General features: G+C 70.4%; 14 protein-coding genes and 1 pseudogene. 11 read left to right on the top strand and 4 right to left on the bottom strand.

All coding sequences use genetic code 11. The features are described from left to right. Nucleotides 1-381: 381 nt before the first annotated feature. The 3 genes from OG379_RS01970 to OG379_RS01960 all read left to right on the top strand — a co-directional run bounded on the left by OG379_RS01970 (nucleotide 382) and on the right by OG379_RS01960 (nucleotide 4,407). Nucleotides 382-1,320, top strand: a complete 939-nt coding sequence (locus tag OG379_RS01970) for a LysR family transcriptional regulator (protein ID WP_405658572.1) — start codon at nucleotides 382-384, stop codon at nucleotides 1,318-1,320. Nucleotides 1,321-1,425: 105 nt separating this feature from the next. Beyond that, nucleotides 1,426-2,787: a histidinol dehydrogenase gene (gene hisD / locus OG379_RS01965; RefSeq protein WP_405658569.1), complete on the top strand. Its 1,362-nt coding sequence runs from the start codon at nucleotides 1,426-1,428 to the stop codon at nucleotides 2,785-2,787. Nucleotides 2,788-2,955: 168 nt separating this feature from the next. Beyond that, complete coding sequence (locus OG379_RS01960) at nucleotides 2,956-4,407, top strand: amino acid permease (protein WP_405658567.1); 1,452 nt, start codon at nucleotides 2,956-2,958, stop codon at nucleotides 4,405-4,407. A 4-nt stretch (nucleotides 4,408-4,411) separates the two neighbouring features. Here the strand turns inward: OG379_RS01960 and OG379_RS01955 are convergent, their stop codons facing one another. Continuing rightward, nucleotides 4,412-5,410 (bottom strand): LacI family DNA-binding transcriptional regulator, encoded by a 999-nt coding sequence (locus tag OG379_RS01955; RefSeq protein WP_393754142.1) that lies wholly within the window; start codon nucleotides 5,408-5,410, stop codon nucleotides 4,412-4,414. A 300-nt stretch (nucleotides 5,411-5,710) separates the two neighbouring features. Between OG379_RS01955 and OG379_RS01950 the strand changes: the two genes are divergently transcribed. The 8 genes from OG379_RS01950 to OG379_RS01915 all read left to right on the top strand — a co-directional run bounded on the left by OG379_RS01950 (nucleotide 5,711) and on the right by OG379_RS01915 (nucleotide 14,262). After that, entirely contained in the window at nucleotides 5,711-6,850 is a 1,140-nt protein-coding gene (locus OG379_RS01950; protein ID WP_405658564.1) for a cupin domain-containing protein, read from the top strand. A gap of 5 nt (nucleotides 6,851-6,855) precedes the next feature. Further along, nucleotides 6,856-7,620: an alpha/beta fold hydrolase gene (locus OG379_RS01945; protein ID WP_405658562.1), complete on the top strand. Its 765-nt coding sequence runs from the start codon at nucleotides 6,856-6,858 to the stop codon at nucleotides 7,618-7,620. 124 nt (nucleotides 7,621-7,744) lie between these two features. Further along, nucleotides 7,745-9,052, top strand: a complete 1,308-nt coding sequence (gene hisD, locus OG379_RS01940) for a histidinol dehydrogenase (RefSeq protein WP_405658560.1) — start codon at nucleotides 7,745-7,747, stop codon at nucleotides 9,050-9,052. After that, a complete protein-coding gene (locus OG379_RS01935; protein WP_405658558.1) occupies nucleotides 9,049-9,822 on the top strand; it encodes an SDR family NAD(P)-dependent oxidoreductase in 774 nt (257 codons plus the stop codon). Before hisD (OG379_RS01940) ends, OG379_RS01935 begins: the two co-directional genes overlap by 4 nt. Further along, complete coding sequence (locus OG379_RS01930; RefSeq protein WP_405658556.1) at nucleotides 9,819-10,604, top strand: HpcH/HpaI aldolase/citrate lyase family protein; 786 nt, start codon at nucleotides 9,819-9,821, stop codon at nucleotides 10,602-10,604. Before OG379_RS01935 ends, OG379_RS01930 begins: the two co-directional genes overlap by 4 nt. A 207-nt stretch (nucleotides 10,605-10,811) precedes the next feature. Continuing rightward, nucleotides 10,812-12,155: an MFS transporter gene (locus tag OG379_RS01925; protein ID WP_405658554.1), complete on the top strand. Its 1,344-nt coding sequence runs from the start codon at nucleotides 10,812-10,814 to the stop codon at nucleotides 12,153-12,155. 103 nt (nucleotides 12,156-12,258) lie between these two features. Beyond that, nucleotides 12,259-13,257: an ester cyclase gene (locus OG379_RS01920; RefSeq protein WP_405658553.1), complete on the top strand. Its 999-nt coding sequence runs from the start codon at nucleotides 12,259-12,261 to the stop codon at nucleotides 13,255-13,257. 582 nt (nucleotides 13,258-13,839) lie between these two features. After that, nucleotides 13,840-14,262 (top strand): MerR family transcriptional regulator, encoded by a 423-nt coding sequence (locus OG379_RS01915; protein WP_405658551.1) that lies wholly within the window; start codon nucleotides 13,840-13,842, stop codon nucleotides 14,260-14,262. A 66-nt stretch (nucleotides 14,263-14,328) separates the two neighbouring features. Here OG379_RS01915 and OG379_RS01910 read toward each other — a convergent pair whose 3' ends face one another. The 3 genes and pseudogenes from OG379_RS01910 to OG379_RS01900 all read right to left on the bottom strand — a co-directional run. Beyond that, nucleotides 14,329-14,868, bottom strand: a complete 540-nt coding sequence (locus tag OG379_RS01910; RefSeq protein WP_405658549.1) for a hypothetical protein — start codon at nucleotides 14,866-14,868, stop codon at nucleotides 14,329-14,331. 222 nt (nucleotides 14,869-15,090) lie between these two features. Next, complete coding sequence (locus OG379_RS01905) at nucleotides 15,091-15,780, bottom strand: SMI1/KNR4 family protein (protein WP_405658548.1); 690 nt, start codon at nucleotides 15,778-15,780, stop codon at nucleotides 15,091-15,093. A 130-nt stretch (nucleotides 15,781-15,910) separates the two neighbouring features. Further along, a pseudogene (locus OG379_RS01900) lies at nucleotides 15,911-16,234 on the bottom strand (IS5/IS1182 family transposase); the annotation flags it as partial. Nucleotides 16,235-16,267 lie beyond the last annotated feature (33 nt).

Genomic DNA, 16,267 nt, shown 5'->3' with positions numbered 1-16,267 from the left:
CCTCCGCGTCGGTCTTGCCGTCGCCGCGGTAGCCACGGGAGGCGGGGCGGAAGATCGGCCAGAGATGTGGAGCAGCCGCTGGCCACGGCTGGTCAGGAGGGCTATCAGCAGAGCGCCCCCCCGCCAGCGTTCAGGTCAACGGACCAGGTCACCGGGCTGCCGTCAGCCAGCGCCAGAACGTCGCCTATCACCTGACGGTCCTCGTCGGGGCGGGCCGTCAGGCGACGGCGACGAGTCCGGTCATGGCGGGCAACCTGTCGCACGCCCCTCTACGAACATCTGAAGCCCCGGTGCCCGCCGCCTCGGGCGGCATGACGGGCCGCCGCCTTCGGCCGGGGACCCTGTCCTGTGGTGGGCGCAGCCAGTTCTTAAGGTGCAAGCATGCACAGAACCACTTCACCGGGCAGCATGACTCTCGTCCAGCTGAGGGCCTTCGTCGAGGCCGAGCGGCTCGGCTCGTTCACCGCCGCGGCGCAGGCCATGGACATCGCCCAGGCGTCCGCCTCCGAACTGGTCCGCCGTCTGGAGGCGGAACTGGACGCGGAGCTGTTCGTCCGTGGCAGCCGAACCCTCACCCTGACCTCGGCCGGGGAGGAGCTGCTTCCGTACGCCCAGGAGGCGGTGGCGGCGGCGGACAGCGGTGCCCGGGCCGTGCACTCACTGGGTTCGCTGGGCGGCGGCACCGCCACGTTCGGGGTGCTGCGCAACGCCGACTACTACCTGCTCGCCAACCTCGTGCAGATGTTCCACGCCCGGTACCCGGCTGTCCGTGTACGGCTCGTGGGGCAGAACTCCGCCGAGACCGCTCTGGCCGTCGCGGCGGGGCGGATCGAGGCCGGCCTGGTCGTCCTGCCGATCGACGACGAGGGGCTCGCCGTCACTCCGCTCATGCGTGACGAGGTGCACTACGTCAGCGCGAGCGCCGAGCGCGCCCGTACCCCGGTCACCATCGAGACCTTCTCGCGGGCGCCTCTCGTGCTGTACGACGCCCATTACGGCTGGAAGGACCCGACCCGACGGCAGATCGCCGAACGCGCCCAGCTCGCCGGAGTCCGCGTCGATCCCCTGATCGAGCTCGAACGCGTGGAGGCGGCACTGGAGTTGGTCGCGGCCGGAGCCGGCGACACGATCGCCAGCCGGGCCGTGATCGCCAGCCCCGCCTTCCCCGCAGGACTGCACACCGCCCCCTTCGCCGAGCCGCTGTACGACACCATCGCGCTCGTCCGGCGCGTCGGGCATCCCCTCTCCCGCGCCACCCGGGAGCTCGCCCGCCTCGCCGAGGACACCATCCGCGAGATGGGGCACGGCCTGATGACCTGACGGCGCCGCCCGTGGATGCCGCGGTCGATCCACAGGGAAACCCTGTGGGAGACGCAGGAACTGCCCCTCTAGCCCTGTGGCAGCGGCGCGTCTACCGTCCCGGGTATGCAGATCACGCACGACGAACAGAAGACCCTCGCCCCCTTCCAGTGGCTGAAGAAGCCGGCGGTCGACGGTCCTCCCGCCCAGCGCGACCCCAAGGTGGTCGAGCGCGTCTCCCAGATGCTCAAGGAGATCGAGAGCAAGGGCCTGGACGCCGTCCGCGCCTACGGTCAGGAGCTCGACGGCTGGTCCGGCGAGCTGGAGATCGGGGCCGCCGAGCTGAAGAAGTCGGGGGACGCCCTGCCCGCCGACGTCCGCACCGCCCTGGAAATGGGTTACGAACGCACACACCGCTTCGCGTCCGCCCAGCGCGAGCACCTGACCGACTTCGAGATCGAGGTGGCCCCAGGAGTGGCGGCCGGACAGCGCTACGTTCCGGTGGCCCGGGTCGGCGCCTACCTCCCGGCCGGCCGCTTTCCCCTGCTGGCCAGCGCCTTCATGACCGTGGGCGTGGCCAAGACAGCCGGCGTCCCCACCGTGGTGGCGTGCACTCCTCCGTCGGGAGAGCACGGCGCCCACCCGGCCGTGCTCTACGGCGCCTACCTGTCCCGGGCCGACCGGGTCTTCGCCGTCGGCGGCGTGCAGGCACTCGGCGCGATGGCCTTCGGCCTGCTGGGCGAGGCCCCGGTCGACATGCTGGTCGGTGCCGGCAACGCCTTCGTCACCGAGGCGAAGCGGCAGCTCTTCGGTCAGGTCGGCATCGACCTGCTGGCCGGCCCGTCCGAGGTGGCCGTCATCGCCGACGACACCGCAGACCCGGCCTGGGTCGCCGCCGACCTGCTCGGCCAGGCCGAGCACGGTCCCAGCTCGCCCGCTGCCCTCATCACCACCTCCGAGAAGACGGGGCGCGCCGTCGCCGCCGAGATCGACCGTCAGCTCGAGACGCTCGCCACCCGGGACATCGCCGGACCTGCCTGGCGGGACTTCGGCTCCGTCATCGTCGTACGCGACCGGGACGAGGCAGTCGCCGTGGCGGACATCCTCGGGCCGGAGCACCTGGAGATCCAGACCGGGGATGACGACTACTACCTGCAGAACCTCACCAACTACGGGTCGCTCTTCCTGGGGCCCTGGTCCACGGTGGCGTACTCCGACAAGGGCATCGCCGGGCCCAACCACGTGCTGCCGACGGGCAAGACCGCTCGCTACAACGCGGGGCTGTCGGTCTCCCGCTTCCTCAAGCCCCTGACGTACCAGCGGGTGACCGAGGGGGGTACCGCCGCGCTTGCGCCCGCCGTCGAGCGGATCTCGGCCTTCGAGGGCCTGGCCGCCCACGGTGCGACCGCCTCGATCCGTATCGACCGGATCGGTCGTACGTCCGGTGCGTTCGACTCCGTCCCCGACGCGTTGCGCGAACAGCTCTGATCCCGTCCCCGCCTCCGGCTTCGTGTCGGCCGGGGGCGGGGGCCGCGGGGCACCATGAACGGCCGCGGCCTGCGTCCCGGGCCGCCGGTATCATCGCCCGCCCGAGACGGGTGAGTACCGTCCTGCAGCAGGAGCACCTGCGCTCCCACTCCCGCGAGGATCCTCCCCATGCACCATTCCCCGCCCGCCCCCGCCCCGACCAACGGGGCAGGCCCCGCGCTCACCCAGGGCCTCAAGGGACGCCAGATCACGATGATCTCCATCGGAGGTGTGATCGGAGCCGGCCTCTTCGTCGGCTCCTCCACCGCCGTGGCGGCCGCCGGACCGGCAGTTCTCATCTCCTTCCTGCTGGCCGCCGCCCTGGTGGTGCTCGTCATGCAGATGCTCGGGGAGATGGCCGTCGCCAACCCCGACACGGGCTCCTTCTCCACCTACGCAGACCGCGCCCTGGGCCGCTGGGCGGGATTCTCCATCGGTTGGCTCTACTGGTGGTTCTACATCCTCGTCATTCCCATCGAGGCGATCGCCGCGGGCGAGGTCATCGCGGGGCTCACCTCGGTTCCCAGCTGGATCCCGGCCCTCGCCATGATCGCTCTGCTGGCCGGCAGCAATCTCCTCGCCGTCCGCAACTACGGTGAGTTCGAGTACTGGTTCGCCCTGCTGAAGGTCATCGCGATCGTCGCCTTCCTCGTACTCGGCGGACTCGCCGTCTTCGGTCTCCTGCCCGGTTCCGACGCCCATGGGGTGTCGAACCTGTGGAGCAACGGAGGGTTCGCGCCCAAGGGCGGGGTCGCCGTACTGGCCGGTCTGCTCACCGCCATGTTCAGCTTCCAGGGCAGCGAGATCGTGACGATCGCCGCCGCGGAGTCGGAGGAGCCGAAGAAGAACATCAAGAAGGCCGTCCGCGCCGTCGTATGGCGCCTCGGGCTGTTCTACGTCGGCTCGATCTTCGTCGTGGTCAGCCTCGTGCCGTGGAACTCCGACGGACTGGCGGCCGGCTCCTACCAGGCGGTCCTCGACCGGATGAACATCCCGGGCGCGGGGCGGATCATGGACGTGGTCCTCGTCGTGGCGGTGAGCAGCTGCCTCAACTCGGCCATCTACACCGCCTCCCGGATGGCGTTCTCCCTAGCCCGCCGCAAGGACGCGCCGGCCGCCCTCGCCGCCACCTCCGCTGCCGGTGTGCCCCGCAACGCGGTCATCGCCTCGACGGTCATCGGCGTCGCCGCGGTGATAGCCAACTATCTGCTGCCGAGCGTCTTCACGTACCTCATCGCGTCCAGCGGCGCGATCGCCCTGATGATGTACATGGTCATCGCCATCACGCAGTACGCCACCCGCCGCAAGGAGGCGGAGCCGGGCGAGGTGCGGATGTGGGCCTTCCCCTACCTCACTCTCGCCACGATCGCCTTCATCGCCGGGGTACTCGTCCTCATGGCGGTGCTGCCGGGCCACCGTCTCGAACTCTGGCTGTCCCTCGCCCTGGCCGCGGTCCTCGTGGGCGTCGGCGTCCTTCGGCAACGGCGGCACGGTGACCGGCCCGGTACCGGCCTGGCCGCTTCCGGCACCGGAGCCGGCGCCGCCGGCCGGCCCCCTCGCGTCGGGTCGTCACCGCGGTGACCGGTCAGAGGAGGCGGGCGTGGGTGGAACGCGGTACGAATTCAGTCGGCAGGACGAGGCGTTCGCCGGCGGGGTCGGCGTCGCCGTCGATGCGCCGCACCAGCAGGCGTGCGGCCTGACGCGACAGTTCCCGCAGGTCGTGGCGGACAGTGGTCAACCGGAACACCTCCCAGGCGGCCATGGGGAGGTCGTCGAAGCCGATCACCGTCAGGTCGTCGGGAACCCTGAGCCCTGCGGCGAGAGCGGCGTTCAGGACGCCGATGGCGACCACGTCGTTGCCGCAGAAGACCGCTGTGGGCGCTTCGGCCGCCCCGAGCAGGGCGGGCAGCGCCTGGTATCCCGTGTCGTACTCGAAGGCGCCGCGCACCACACGGTCCGCGGGAAGTCCTACACCCGCGTCGGCCAGGGCCAGCCGGAAGCCCAGCTCCCGTTCGCGCCCGGTCGTCGTGTTGGCCGCACCGAAGATGCCCGCGATCCGCCGGTGTCCGAGCTCGACGAGTACGTCGGCGACGAGCCGCCCGCCCCCCTCGTTGTCGACCACGGAGGCGTAGTCGCCGCTGCCGCCGGTGTCGCGGTTGAGGAAGACGTACGGCATGCCGCGGCGGTCGAGCTGGGCCGGCAGCCGGGAGTCGGTGGTCGCTGTCGCGAGCACCACGCCGTCGAGGGACTGGTCCAGGAGCTTCTCCTCGGCCACCGCCTCGTCGGAGCGTTCGGTGAGGAGCATCATGCGGTAGCCCAGGCGTTGGAGCTCGTCGTGCAGGGGCGCGATGACGTGAGGGTAGAAGGGGTTCGTGAGATCTGTGACGATCACCCCGATACGCCGCGTGGACCGGGTCGACAGGGTCCGGCCCGCCTCGCTGGGCACGTAGTTCAGTGCCTCCGCGGCCCGCCTGACCTTCTCTCGGGTAGCCGCGGACACCCGTGGGTCGTCGCGCAGGGCGCGGGAGACCGTGGGTTGCGAGACGCCTGCCAGCCTCGCCACGTCGTGACTCGTGATCGCCATCGGCCCTCTTCCCGTCGCCCGGTGCGCCACCCCTTGGCGCGGCAGATATCACTATACGTATGTAGCTGGATGCCACCGGAGTCGGTACACCCACCCCACCGCGCGAGGTCGACCGGATCCGCACCCTCTCGGACCGGCGCACACTTCCCGGCAGCGGTGCTGCGCCCCGTGCGCACTCCCATGGGGCGACGCGGGTTCTGCGCACCATACGTCTGAAGCCGACCCTCCCCGACCCCTTGACATTGCCCGGAGGAGGGCCTGTCATGGGAATGCATACGTATTCCAAGCAAAGGAGCAGTCATGCCCGATGTCGTCGTGTCCACCGTCGAGCTGGGGCGTCGCACGATCCGCCGCAGTGACTTCGTCTCCTGCAACCAGGCCTTCATCGACTGCCGCACGCCGGGCTCCGACCGCAAGGAGAACTACGCCATGATCGGGCCCGGCGTCTCCCAGGCCGCGGCCCAGCACGTCAATCTCCGGCTGCCGCACGGCTACAACATCGGTGCGGCCGCCATGCCCCACGGCATCACCAACAACCTCCACCTCCACTACACGGCCGAGGTGTTCGTCTGCACCGAGGGCGAATACCTGCTGCGCTGGGGCGCCGACGGAACCCAGGGGGAACACCTGCTCAGGGCGGGGGACATCGCCTCGATCCCCACCTGGATCTTCCGCGGCTTCACCAACACCGGCCCCGACGACGGCTGGATGTTCACCGTGCTCGGCATGGACCACACGGGCGGCATCATCTGGGGCCCCTCGGTCCTGCGCGAGGCGGAGGGCCACGGCCTGTACCTCACCGCCGACAACGAACTGATCGACGCGGTCGCCGGCGACGGGGTGCCGCCCGGGACCGAGCTGACCGAACCGATGGCGCAGGAGCACATCGACCGGCTGCGTCACTACAGCGCCGACGAGATGAAGCGCCGCATCGCGGCGTCGGACGAACTGGTGTGGTCCGAGCGCCCCTTCCTCGACAGCACCCTGCCCGGCGGAGGGGTCCGGCTGAGCTGCGTCATCGGCTACGGCATGACCGAGGACCTGCACCAGGAGCCCCGGATCTTCAACCCTCACGGGCACAACGTCGCCTGGATGCGGGCCGATCCCGGCCAGGGGGTCTCGTTCCACCGGCAGCACGAGACCCAGACGCTGATCGTCAAGGACGGCCTGTGGGAGGTCACCCTCAACCGCACCGAGCCCGTCTCGGTCCGCCTGGGGCCGCGCGACATGCTCTCCGTACCGCAGGACGCCTGGCGCACCCTGCGCAACGTCGGCGACGAACAGGGCGACCTCATGGTCGTCAACTCGGGTGACGGCCGCGTCCGCCTGGACTGGGACGAGGAGGTCGCCAAGAGTGCCGCCGACGCGGGGCTCGGCATCGACCACAACGGCTACGTCGCCCCGTACGCACTGCTGCCCCGCTCCGCGCGCCGCTGGTGACCGCCGTGACCCGCAGCTGCCCGCCGAGCCTGCCGCCCGTGGTGATGGTGCCCGGGATGCTGTGCGACGCGAGCCTCTGGTCCGACGTGGTTCTTCCCGAAGGCCACCCGGTCCTTCACATCGAGCTGACGGAGCCGGACATCGGGGCCATGGCCGAGGAGCTGCTGTCCTCGGTGTCCGGGCCGTTCGTCGCGGTCGGCCTCAGTCTCGGGGCCGTCGTCGCCTTCGAGGCGCTGCGCAGGGCCCCGGAGCGGCTCCTCGGCCTGTGCGTCATGTCGACGAACGCGGGCGCACCGCGCCCCGACCAGTACGCCGCCTGGCAGGCCATGGACGGACTGATCGCCGACGGCCGGTTCGCGGACGTCGTCGAGCAGACGCTGACGGGCATGTTCCCCGTGCCGCAGCCGCCGGCGCAATCGGCGGAACGCTACCGGCGCATGGCGCATGCCGTGGGCCCCGAGGCCGCCCGCTCCCAGCTCGCCGCGCAGACGACCCGCCAGGACACGATCGGCGTGCTGCGCACCGCCCGGTGCCCGGCCGTGGTCCTGTCCGGGTCCCGGGACGCCCTCTGCCCGCCCGACTTCCACCGGGTGATCGCGCGGGCCGTGCCGGGCGCCGAACTGCGGGAGGTGGCCGGGGCCGGCCACCTGCTCCCGTGGCACAGCCCGTCCGCCGTCTCCGCCGCGCTGCGGGGCCTGCTGGTGCGGGTGCGGGAGACGCCACCGTCGGCGCCCCGGACGTCCGCACACATCGCGCCCCCCGCTGCCTGAGCGCGCCGGGCTCGCACCTCACACCCCACACGCGCCGGGCTCGCACTCCACACCCGCCTCAGCCCGTGCCCCGCACCCGACTCCACTCTCCCCGTCCGACACGCATCCTCGAAAGAAAGCCGTCATGCCTCGCTTCCTCAAGTCCCCCGTGCCCGCCGGTCAGGTACGTGCCGCCCGCGCGGATGTCGCCGAGCGCGTCCGCATCATCCTCGACGACATCCGCGAACGCGGTGACGAAGCAGTTCGCCAGTACTCCGAGAAGTTCGACAACTGGAGCCCCGAGTCCTTCCGCCTGGGCCCGGAGCAGATCGAGAAGATCATCGCCGGCGTTCCGGAGACGGTCCTGGACGACATCCGTTTCGTCCAGCGCCAGGTGCGCACCTTCGCCCAGGCGCAGCGCGACTCGATGCACGACGTCGAGATCGAGACCCTGCCCGGGGTCCACCTCGGACATCGGCACGTCCCCGTGGCCGGCGCCGGAGCCTACGTACCCGGTGGGCGTTACCCGCTGACCGCGTCGGCCCACATGACGATCGTGACCGCGAAGGTGGCCGGGGTGCCCAGGGTCGCCGCCTGCACACCGCCGATCCGGGGCGAGATCCCCGCTGCGACGGTCGCCGCGATGCACCTGGCGGGCGCCGACGAGATCTACCTGCTGGGCGGGGTCCAGGCCGTGGCGGCGCTCGCCGTCGGGACCGAGACGGTCGGCCGGGTGCCGTTGATCGCGGGGCCCGGCAACGCGTACGTGGCCGAGGCCAAGCGCCAGCTGTTCGGCGAGGTCGGCATCGACCTGTTCGCGGGGCCCACGGAGATCCTGGTGATCGCCGACGAACAGGCCGACCCGTTCGTGGTCGCCGTCGACCTCCTCTCCCAGGCCGAGCACGGCCCGGACTCTCCCGCCGTTCTCGTCACCACCTCCGAGGAACTGGGCCGGGAGGTCGAACGCCACATCGAGCGGCTGCTGCCCGGCATGCCGACGAGGGACTTCGCCGGGCCCGCCTGGCGGGACCACGGTGAGATCGTCGTGGCCGGTTCGCTCGCCGAGGCCTTCGGCATCGCGGACTCCTACGCCAGTGAGCACGTGGAGGTCCTGACCGAGAACCCGCGTCAGGCGCTGGACCGGATGACCGACTACGGCGCCCTCTTCCTCGGTGAAGGCACCTGTGTCTCGTACGGGGACAAGGTCATCGGCACCAATCACGTACTGCCCACCCGGGGGGCCGCGCGGTACACCGGTGGCCTGTGGGTGGGGAAGTACCTGAAGACGGTGACCTACCAGGAGGTCACGGACACCTCGTCGTCGGCGCTGCTCGGCGAGGTGTGCGGGCGCGCGGCGCGTGTCGAGCTGTTCGAGGGGCACGCCCGCTCCGGTGACGTGCGGGCCGCCAAGTACGGCAACGGCATGCTGCCGTGGAACGAGGCCGGCGCATGAGCGGCAACGCGGGCCGGCTGGCCGGGCGCACGGCACTCGTGAGCGGAGGCGGCAGCGGGCTCGGCGCCGCCGTCGCGCGCTCCCTGTTGTCGGACGGAGCCCGCGTGGTGATCACCGGCCGCAACGAGCGCACCCTGAAGGAGACCGCCTCCCGGCTGGGCCCGGGTGTCGTCCACCGGGTCTGCGACGTGTCCCGGCCTGACGAGGTCGAGACGCTCGCGGAGAGCCTCGCGGACGTGGAGATCTCGGTACTCGTCAACAACGCCGGGATCGCGGGACCGGTGGCGCCCCTGACCGAGATCTCGGCCCGTGACTGGGACGAGGTCTTCGACGTGAACGTGCGCGGCGTGTTCCTGATGTGCCGGGCCTTCCTTCCCCCCATGACGCAGAGGGGCACCGGGGACGTCGTGAACATCGCCTCGGTCTCGGGGAAGCGGCCCCTTCTGCGGCGTACGCCCTACTGCGCGTCGAAGATGGCGGTCATCGGCCTGACCACCACCCTGGCGGGCGAGGTGGGTCCGCTGGGGGTCACGGTCAACTCCCTGTCCCCGGGGCCCGTCTCGGGCCCCCGGATGGAACGGAACTTCCGCCTCGAGGCGGAGCGCACCGGCATCAGCTACGCCGAGGCCGAGGAGGCGTTCGTGTCGCGATCGGCCCTGGGACGGATGGTCAGCGAGGAGGAAGTGGGCGCCGCGGTGAGCGCGATGCTCCAGATGCCCGGCCTGTGCGGTGCGGACATCGACCTCTCGGCGGGGATGGTGGCACGGTGACGGCGGCGCGTGCGGAACGCCGCTCACTCAAGACGCGACTCGCGGACGGCGAGCGGCTGTACGGCGCGCTGCTGCGGCTCCCCTCGGAGACCCTGGTGGAGATGGCGGGGGTCGCGGGCCTCGACTACGTGGTCATCGACTGCGAGCACGGGCCGGCCGACATGACCGTCCTCCAGCACCACCTGACGGCCGCGGCGGCTCAGGGCATAGACGTTCTCGTCCGGGTGGGCACGTCCGAGCCTGCTCTTGCCCTGCGCTGTCTGGACCTGGGGGCCGCCGGCCTCATCCATCCGCACGTCGACTCCGCGCAGGACGCGCGGCGTGCGGTGGCCTCGGTCCACTATCCGCCTCTGGGGACGCGGGGATTCGCGACGTACAGCAGGGCGGGCCGCTTCGGCACGGTCCCGGCGGCCGACCATGTGACTGCCTCGCGGGACGCCCTGGTGGTGGCGATGATCGAGACGGAGCGGGCCTGTGCCGGCGCCGGAGAGATCGCCTCCACGCGGGGCGTGGACGCGGTACTCGTGGGCCCTGCCGACCTCGCGGCGGACTGTTCCTTCCCCGGGCAGGACGTGATCGACGGCCTGGTGGCCACGGCCCATCGGGCAACCCGGGCGGCGGGCCGGGCGGTCATGACGATCGTCCCGGGCGCCGAGGGCGCCCGCGCTGCCGAGCGGGCAGGGGCGCAACTGGTCCTCTACAACACGGCCCAGGTCCTGATGGACACCTTCCGGTCCCTCGCGGCGCCCGGACCTGCCGAGAGGACCGGCAGTCCCTCATGACGCCGCACGCCCGCGCCCGGTGCGGTCCGTGCCTCTCCCGGAAGCCGGGCGCGCTGCCGCACCCCTGCGGACATGACCACCGCCGGTCGCCCCGCAGCGTCACGGAATGGGTGTCGTCCACCTCTTGACGACCTTCGCCGGGCTCCTTAGTGTTCGGCGGAAGTTCATACGTATGCATAACCACGTCAACGCGCGAACGGAGAAGCCATGTCCGCTGTAGCGCCCACCGCCACGGTCGGCACCCCAGGGGCCGACTCGGAGAAGCGGAATGCGATACGCCGAGCCATCGGCGCGGGAAGCATCGGAAACTTCGTCGAACAGTTCGACTACGGCCTCTACGGGTACATGGCGCCGGTCCTGGCCCCCGCCTTCTTTCCTGAGAGCAACCAGGCGGTGGCGGTGCTGAGCACGTACGCGATCATCGCCGTCGCGTGCCTCTTCCGCCCGCTGGGCGGGACGCTCGTCGGCCGCTGGGGCGACCGGGTGGGCCGCAAGAAGACGCTGCTGTGGACCATCGTGCTCATGGGTGTGGCCACCGCCCTGATCGGCGTCCTGCCGACGTACCAGCAGATCGGGGTACTCGCACCCCTGCTCCTTCTGCTCCTGCGCGTCGTCCAGGGCATGGTGTCGGGCGGGGAGTACGTCGGGGCGGTGGCCTTCATCGTGGAGTGGGCGGAGCCGAACCGGCGCGGCTACTACGCCTCGTACGCCTCCAACAGCTGTTTCGTCGGCATCCTCGCCGGGGCCGGCACCGCCGCCCTCACCAGTTGGCTGTTCCAAGGCCCCTCCCTGGACTCCTGGGGCTGGCGTATCCCGTTCCTGCTCGCGCTTCCGCTGAGTGCGGTGGGGATCTGGCTGCGCAGGCGCATCGAGGAGTCACCCGAGTTCGTCCGGGCCACGGGGAACGGCGCCGAGGTCGTCAAAGCTCCGATCCGGGAGGCGCTGCGCACGCAGTGGCGTCCGATGCTCGTGTTCTGCGGTGTCTCCGTGATGCTCGCGATCCTGTCCTACAGCTGGGTCACGTTCTATCCCGAGTACCTGACCGGCACGCTGGGCCTGCCACGCTGGATGGCACTGACGTCCAACGCGATCTCGGTCGCCGTACTCATCCCGCTGCTGCCCCTGGCCGGCATCCTCTCGGACCGGATCGGCCGCAAACCGATGCTGGTCACCGGTGCCGTCGCGTGCATCGTCCTGGTTCCGCTGGCCTTCCGGGTCGGCGAGGGAGGCACCTTCGGCACGGCGGTGGCGAGCCAGCTGATCTACATCGTCCCCGAGTTCTTCCTGACCGGCATCGTCACGGTCTGCACGGCCGAACTCTTCGCGACGCGCACCCGGTTCAGCGCGAGCGCCATCGCGTACAACAGCTCGTTCTCCATCTTCATGGGCATCACGCCGTTCGTCGCCGCGCTGCTCGTCAGCAGCTTCGACACGATCTACGCCGTGTGGGTCTACCTCGCCGCGGCCGCGGTCCTGGCGCTCGTCGTCGTGAGCGCCTTCATGACGGAGACGTACCGGAGCCACCTGGGAGCGGACAAGTTCGCCGCGTGACCGGCACACGATACGCAGCCCGGACCCCGCGCCCCCTGGGCGCCCCACCACAGACCCTTTCACCTACATACGCATACACAGCATTCCGAGAAAGGTGAGAACCATGACGCTGGACCCCGCCGCCTACCTCCCCTACAAGGACCCGGACGACTTCATCCGTGAAGTCACCGACCGCATCTGGGTCGGCCGCGACATCGCCTACATCGTCGACAACTACGAACCGGACTCGATCGTCCACACGAGCCTGGGCACCGTGGTGGGCCGCGACGGCGTGATTGAGGGCAGCACGATGCGTATGGGCAGCACGCCCGGTCACATCGGCCAGGCGGAGGACGTGGTGTGGGAGGCGCGCGGGGACGACGCCTTCCTCAGCTCGCACCTCGTCTTCTCCGCCGACGAGCATCTGGTCGACGGCAGGAACATCCGCATCCGGAAACGCACGGTCGCCAACTGCCTCTACCGCCGCGGCCGGATGGTCGAGGAGTGGGTGGTCCGTGACGAGCTGGCCGACTGCCTGCAGCGCGGATCGGACCCGGACGAAGCGGCCCGCGCCCTGCGGTTCCAGGGGTACAGCGGGTCGATGACCGAGGAGCCGCCGAAGGACGTGCTGCTGGCCGGCGTCAGCGGACCGCGCCCCGACGAGTTCCGGCCGGAGTGCGAGATGGTGCTGGAGTTCATCGAGGAGGTGTGGACGCAGCGCCGACTGCACAGGGTCGACGACTTCATGGTCCGGGACCTCTTCCTGCACACGGTCGGCGACCGGACTGTCATCCGCCCGGAGCGTTACCAGAGTGATCTGCTGGCCATGGTCGGGGCCTTCCCCGACGCCCGGTTCGCGGTACGGGACATACAGACCAACTACGCGGAGCGGTACGCCGGCCTGCGAGTGGCCGTCACCTGGACCATGCACGGCACCTACCGGGGCACTCCGGTCTTCGGCCCGCTGACCGACAAGCCCGTGACCGTCCTCGGAGTGTCCCAGTTCCTGATCCAGGAGGGCCGGATCGTGCGGGAGTTCCGCGTCTACGACGAGATCTCGATGCGGGCCCAGATCAACAGCACTCGGGGCGACGGCCCGGTCGTGGAGGCCAACATCTACTGAGCCCGCGTCCGGGCCCGGGAGACTCGGCCCGCCCCCGGCGACGACGTCAGGTGACCGTGACGGCGTACCTCGTGCCCGAAGGGGAAGCCCCGCCCAAGGCACCCGACCGCCTGGGGCGGGGCGGGTGCGGGCCACCGCCACTCGGGCCGAGCTCATTCCCGCACCCCGGGCGCCGGAACTTACGGCCGCTGAGCAATCACACGACCTGCAGCAATCACGGCAGGACAGCCGTCCGGCCGTCGGCGAGCACAGCCGGGTGACCGGGACCTCCCCGGGCACTACACGAACGGCTCCTGCGTCGGGACACCCGTCCGGTTCCTTCAACGCATTCGCGCCGGTGTCCCGCCGACCGGTTGACCTTGCTGAAACGGCCCGGACCGCTACGGCTGCACCTGGACCTAACCGGCGGACACGACATCGATGAGCGGGCGGGCGCGGGACCTGGTGGAGCGGCTGCTGCTCGTTCTTCGTCTTCACCATCACCCCGGGCGAGGGCCTGATCGGCCTGGACATCGCGGTCGACCAGCAGCACGCCGCGGTCCTGGAGGCCCTGGCCGCGCGGACCGCCGACGGAGGGCAGCCGTGAGCGGGGGGCGGCGCAGCGGGCAGGTCGCCGACGCGGCCGGGGTGAACGTCCAGACCCTGCGTTACTACGAACGGCGCGGCTTGCTGGCCGAGCCGGAACGAAGCAACGGTGGTCACCGTCTCCACGGGGATGGGGCGGTGACCGCGCTGCGGGTGATCAAGGCTGCTCAGCGGCTCGGGTTCAAGCTGGAGGAGGTCGCCGACCTACTGGAGGCCGGCCGCCACGACCACGGCCGCCACGTCGCCGGGCTTCAGGACCGCGCGCAGACGAAGCTCGCTGAGGTCGACGCGAAGATCGCCGATCTGACCACCATTCGCACCGACCTGGTCGTAGCCGTCGAAGCCGGGTGTGACGACCTGAACGTGTGCGCCGCAAGTTCCCGCTGCCCCATCCCCTTCGCCGACCTTGCCGAGAACTGACGGTCGTCGGCGTGCTGCTGGCCGCACGGCAGCCGGTAGCTGCTGCACCGATGATTCCCGTCCGCGCTATGCGCCTCCGGCTGCGCGGGCCGGGGACGCAGGCGGTCGCTCGATGGTGAACGCGCGAGTGGCCGGATTGACCCGGGCCGGCAGCACTGTCCCCTGCGTAGCGCTGCCGAACCGGTACTTCGGGACTTCGCTGCCGCACTCGAAGGGTTCGAAGCCGGGGCCGCTGATACGCATCAGGAGCCGAACCTGGTAGCAGTTGTCGTTGGTCGGCGGGGCGGAGGCGACCGCCAGAACCAGGGCGGTCGCGTCGACGCCGAGGGCGGCGAGCTGGAGCGTGGCCCGCCGTTCCGCGCGGGCGCCGAGGATGGTGGACAACCCGACGCAGGCGATGAACGCCGCGGCCAGGGCGAGGCCGGCGCCGGCCCACACCCACGCCCCGCTCGTCTCGTCGAGGTCGGCGACAGTGCGGACGGTGACATAGGCAAAGGCCCCTCCCGCGCCCAGGAACAGGACCGCACCCACGGTGCACGCGATTGCTGTGATCACCGGGCCCTTGGGGTCCAGGAGGACGGGTCCATTGGAGCGGGCGGTTGCCATGGTCGCACCCTAGCCGAGCAGGAACGCCGGGGTCTGTCGAGGATGCGAAGACCGTGGCTACGAGCACAGCGAGCGGCTTCCATCAGGAGACGGTCCGAGACCGGGTGTCACTCACCGCGGCCTCGCTTGGGGGCGCCTCCGGTGTCTCTCCCGTGGCGTAGCCGGCCCAGGGCTAACGGCACCGCTCATCGTTTCGACGGCGCAGCGCCGTGCACACCAGCGTCAGGTGCTCGCAGGTGACAGGGGTGCTGTGAGCTCAGCTCGTTCCAGCCAGTCGATATACCAGCGGTTGAAGGTGATCGGGCTCCCCGCTTGGTCGAGGAGCGGGACCAGGTCGGCGTCGTCTGCCCGGCAGTCGGACCAGATGGAGCCGCGGTGGGTGCCACTGATGATCAACCACTCCCTCTGAGCGCAGCCGAGGTGGGAGATCACGATGGCGCCGGCGGTGCGCTCGGGGGCGAACATGAGAGTTTCCCAGCGTTCGTCCCATGCTTCGATGGCGTCGTCGAAGTCCTCGATCTCGTCGAAATCCTCTTCTTCAGGGCGCACGGCGAGCAGTGCGTCGAGATCTCTGGGATCCGGGCCGCGGTCAGGAAAGGGCTGGGCGAGCATGGAAAGATCGGCCAGGTCGGCACCGTCTCCTTCCCACCGCCATCGGCCTTGCACGCGGCGAACGGGGAAGAGGCCGTACGCGGGACCCGCGCCGCCGGCGCCCACGCGGGTCAGGAAGCTCCGGTAGTCATCCGGCAACTGGACACCCACCTGTGCTTCGAGTTCCGCAAGGCCGTCATCAGCCAGCGGGTCCTCCAGGGCCCACTCGTGCCCGTGCGAGCCAAATACCTTGCCGCTCCACGGCTGAGCGCCCAACGCGACCACACGCTCACGCACACCGCTCCACTGCTGGTCAACCATGCGCAGACCGTACCCGTAGCCGATGACAGCTAGCACAGCGAGGTGACACACTCGCCCTGCGGCCAACTGAAACGCCTACGCGGGCCAACTAGAGCGCTCAGGGGCCAAATAGGACCGACCGGCAAATGGTTCATTTGAGGCGCCGGGTGGTGGGACGGCCGTCCCCGCGGCAGCGGCTTGTTGCTCGGTGGATGAGCATGCGGAGCGTGACGAGAGCGGCGGGGAGGCGGAGGTAGAAGTCCACGACCTCGCCGCTCCTCTCGGTGCAGCGCCGGAACTTGCCGAAAGTCGTTCATCCATGAGTGCGTGCGCTCGCCCCCCAGCGCTTGCCTGCCTGGATCGGGGCCGGCACTCCCTTGCGGGCGATTGTGGTCATGGACCCCAACTCTGCCATCGACGCACGGCACTTGGCGCTGTCATAGCAGCGGTCGAGGTTGACGTTGACAGCGTCCGGCGTTCGTAACCGGAGCCACAGAGCAGCGCGAGC

This window comes from Streptomyces sp. NBC_01166, assembly GCF_045039765.1.
Taxonomy (GTDB): domain Bacteria; phylum Actinomycetota; class Actinomycetes; order Streptomycetales; family Streptomycetaceae; genus Streptomyces.
This window is presented reverse-complemented; position numbering and strand designations above follow the sequence as displayed.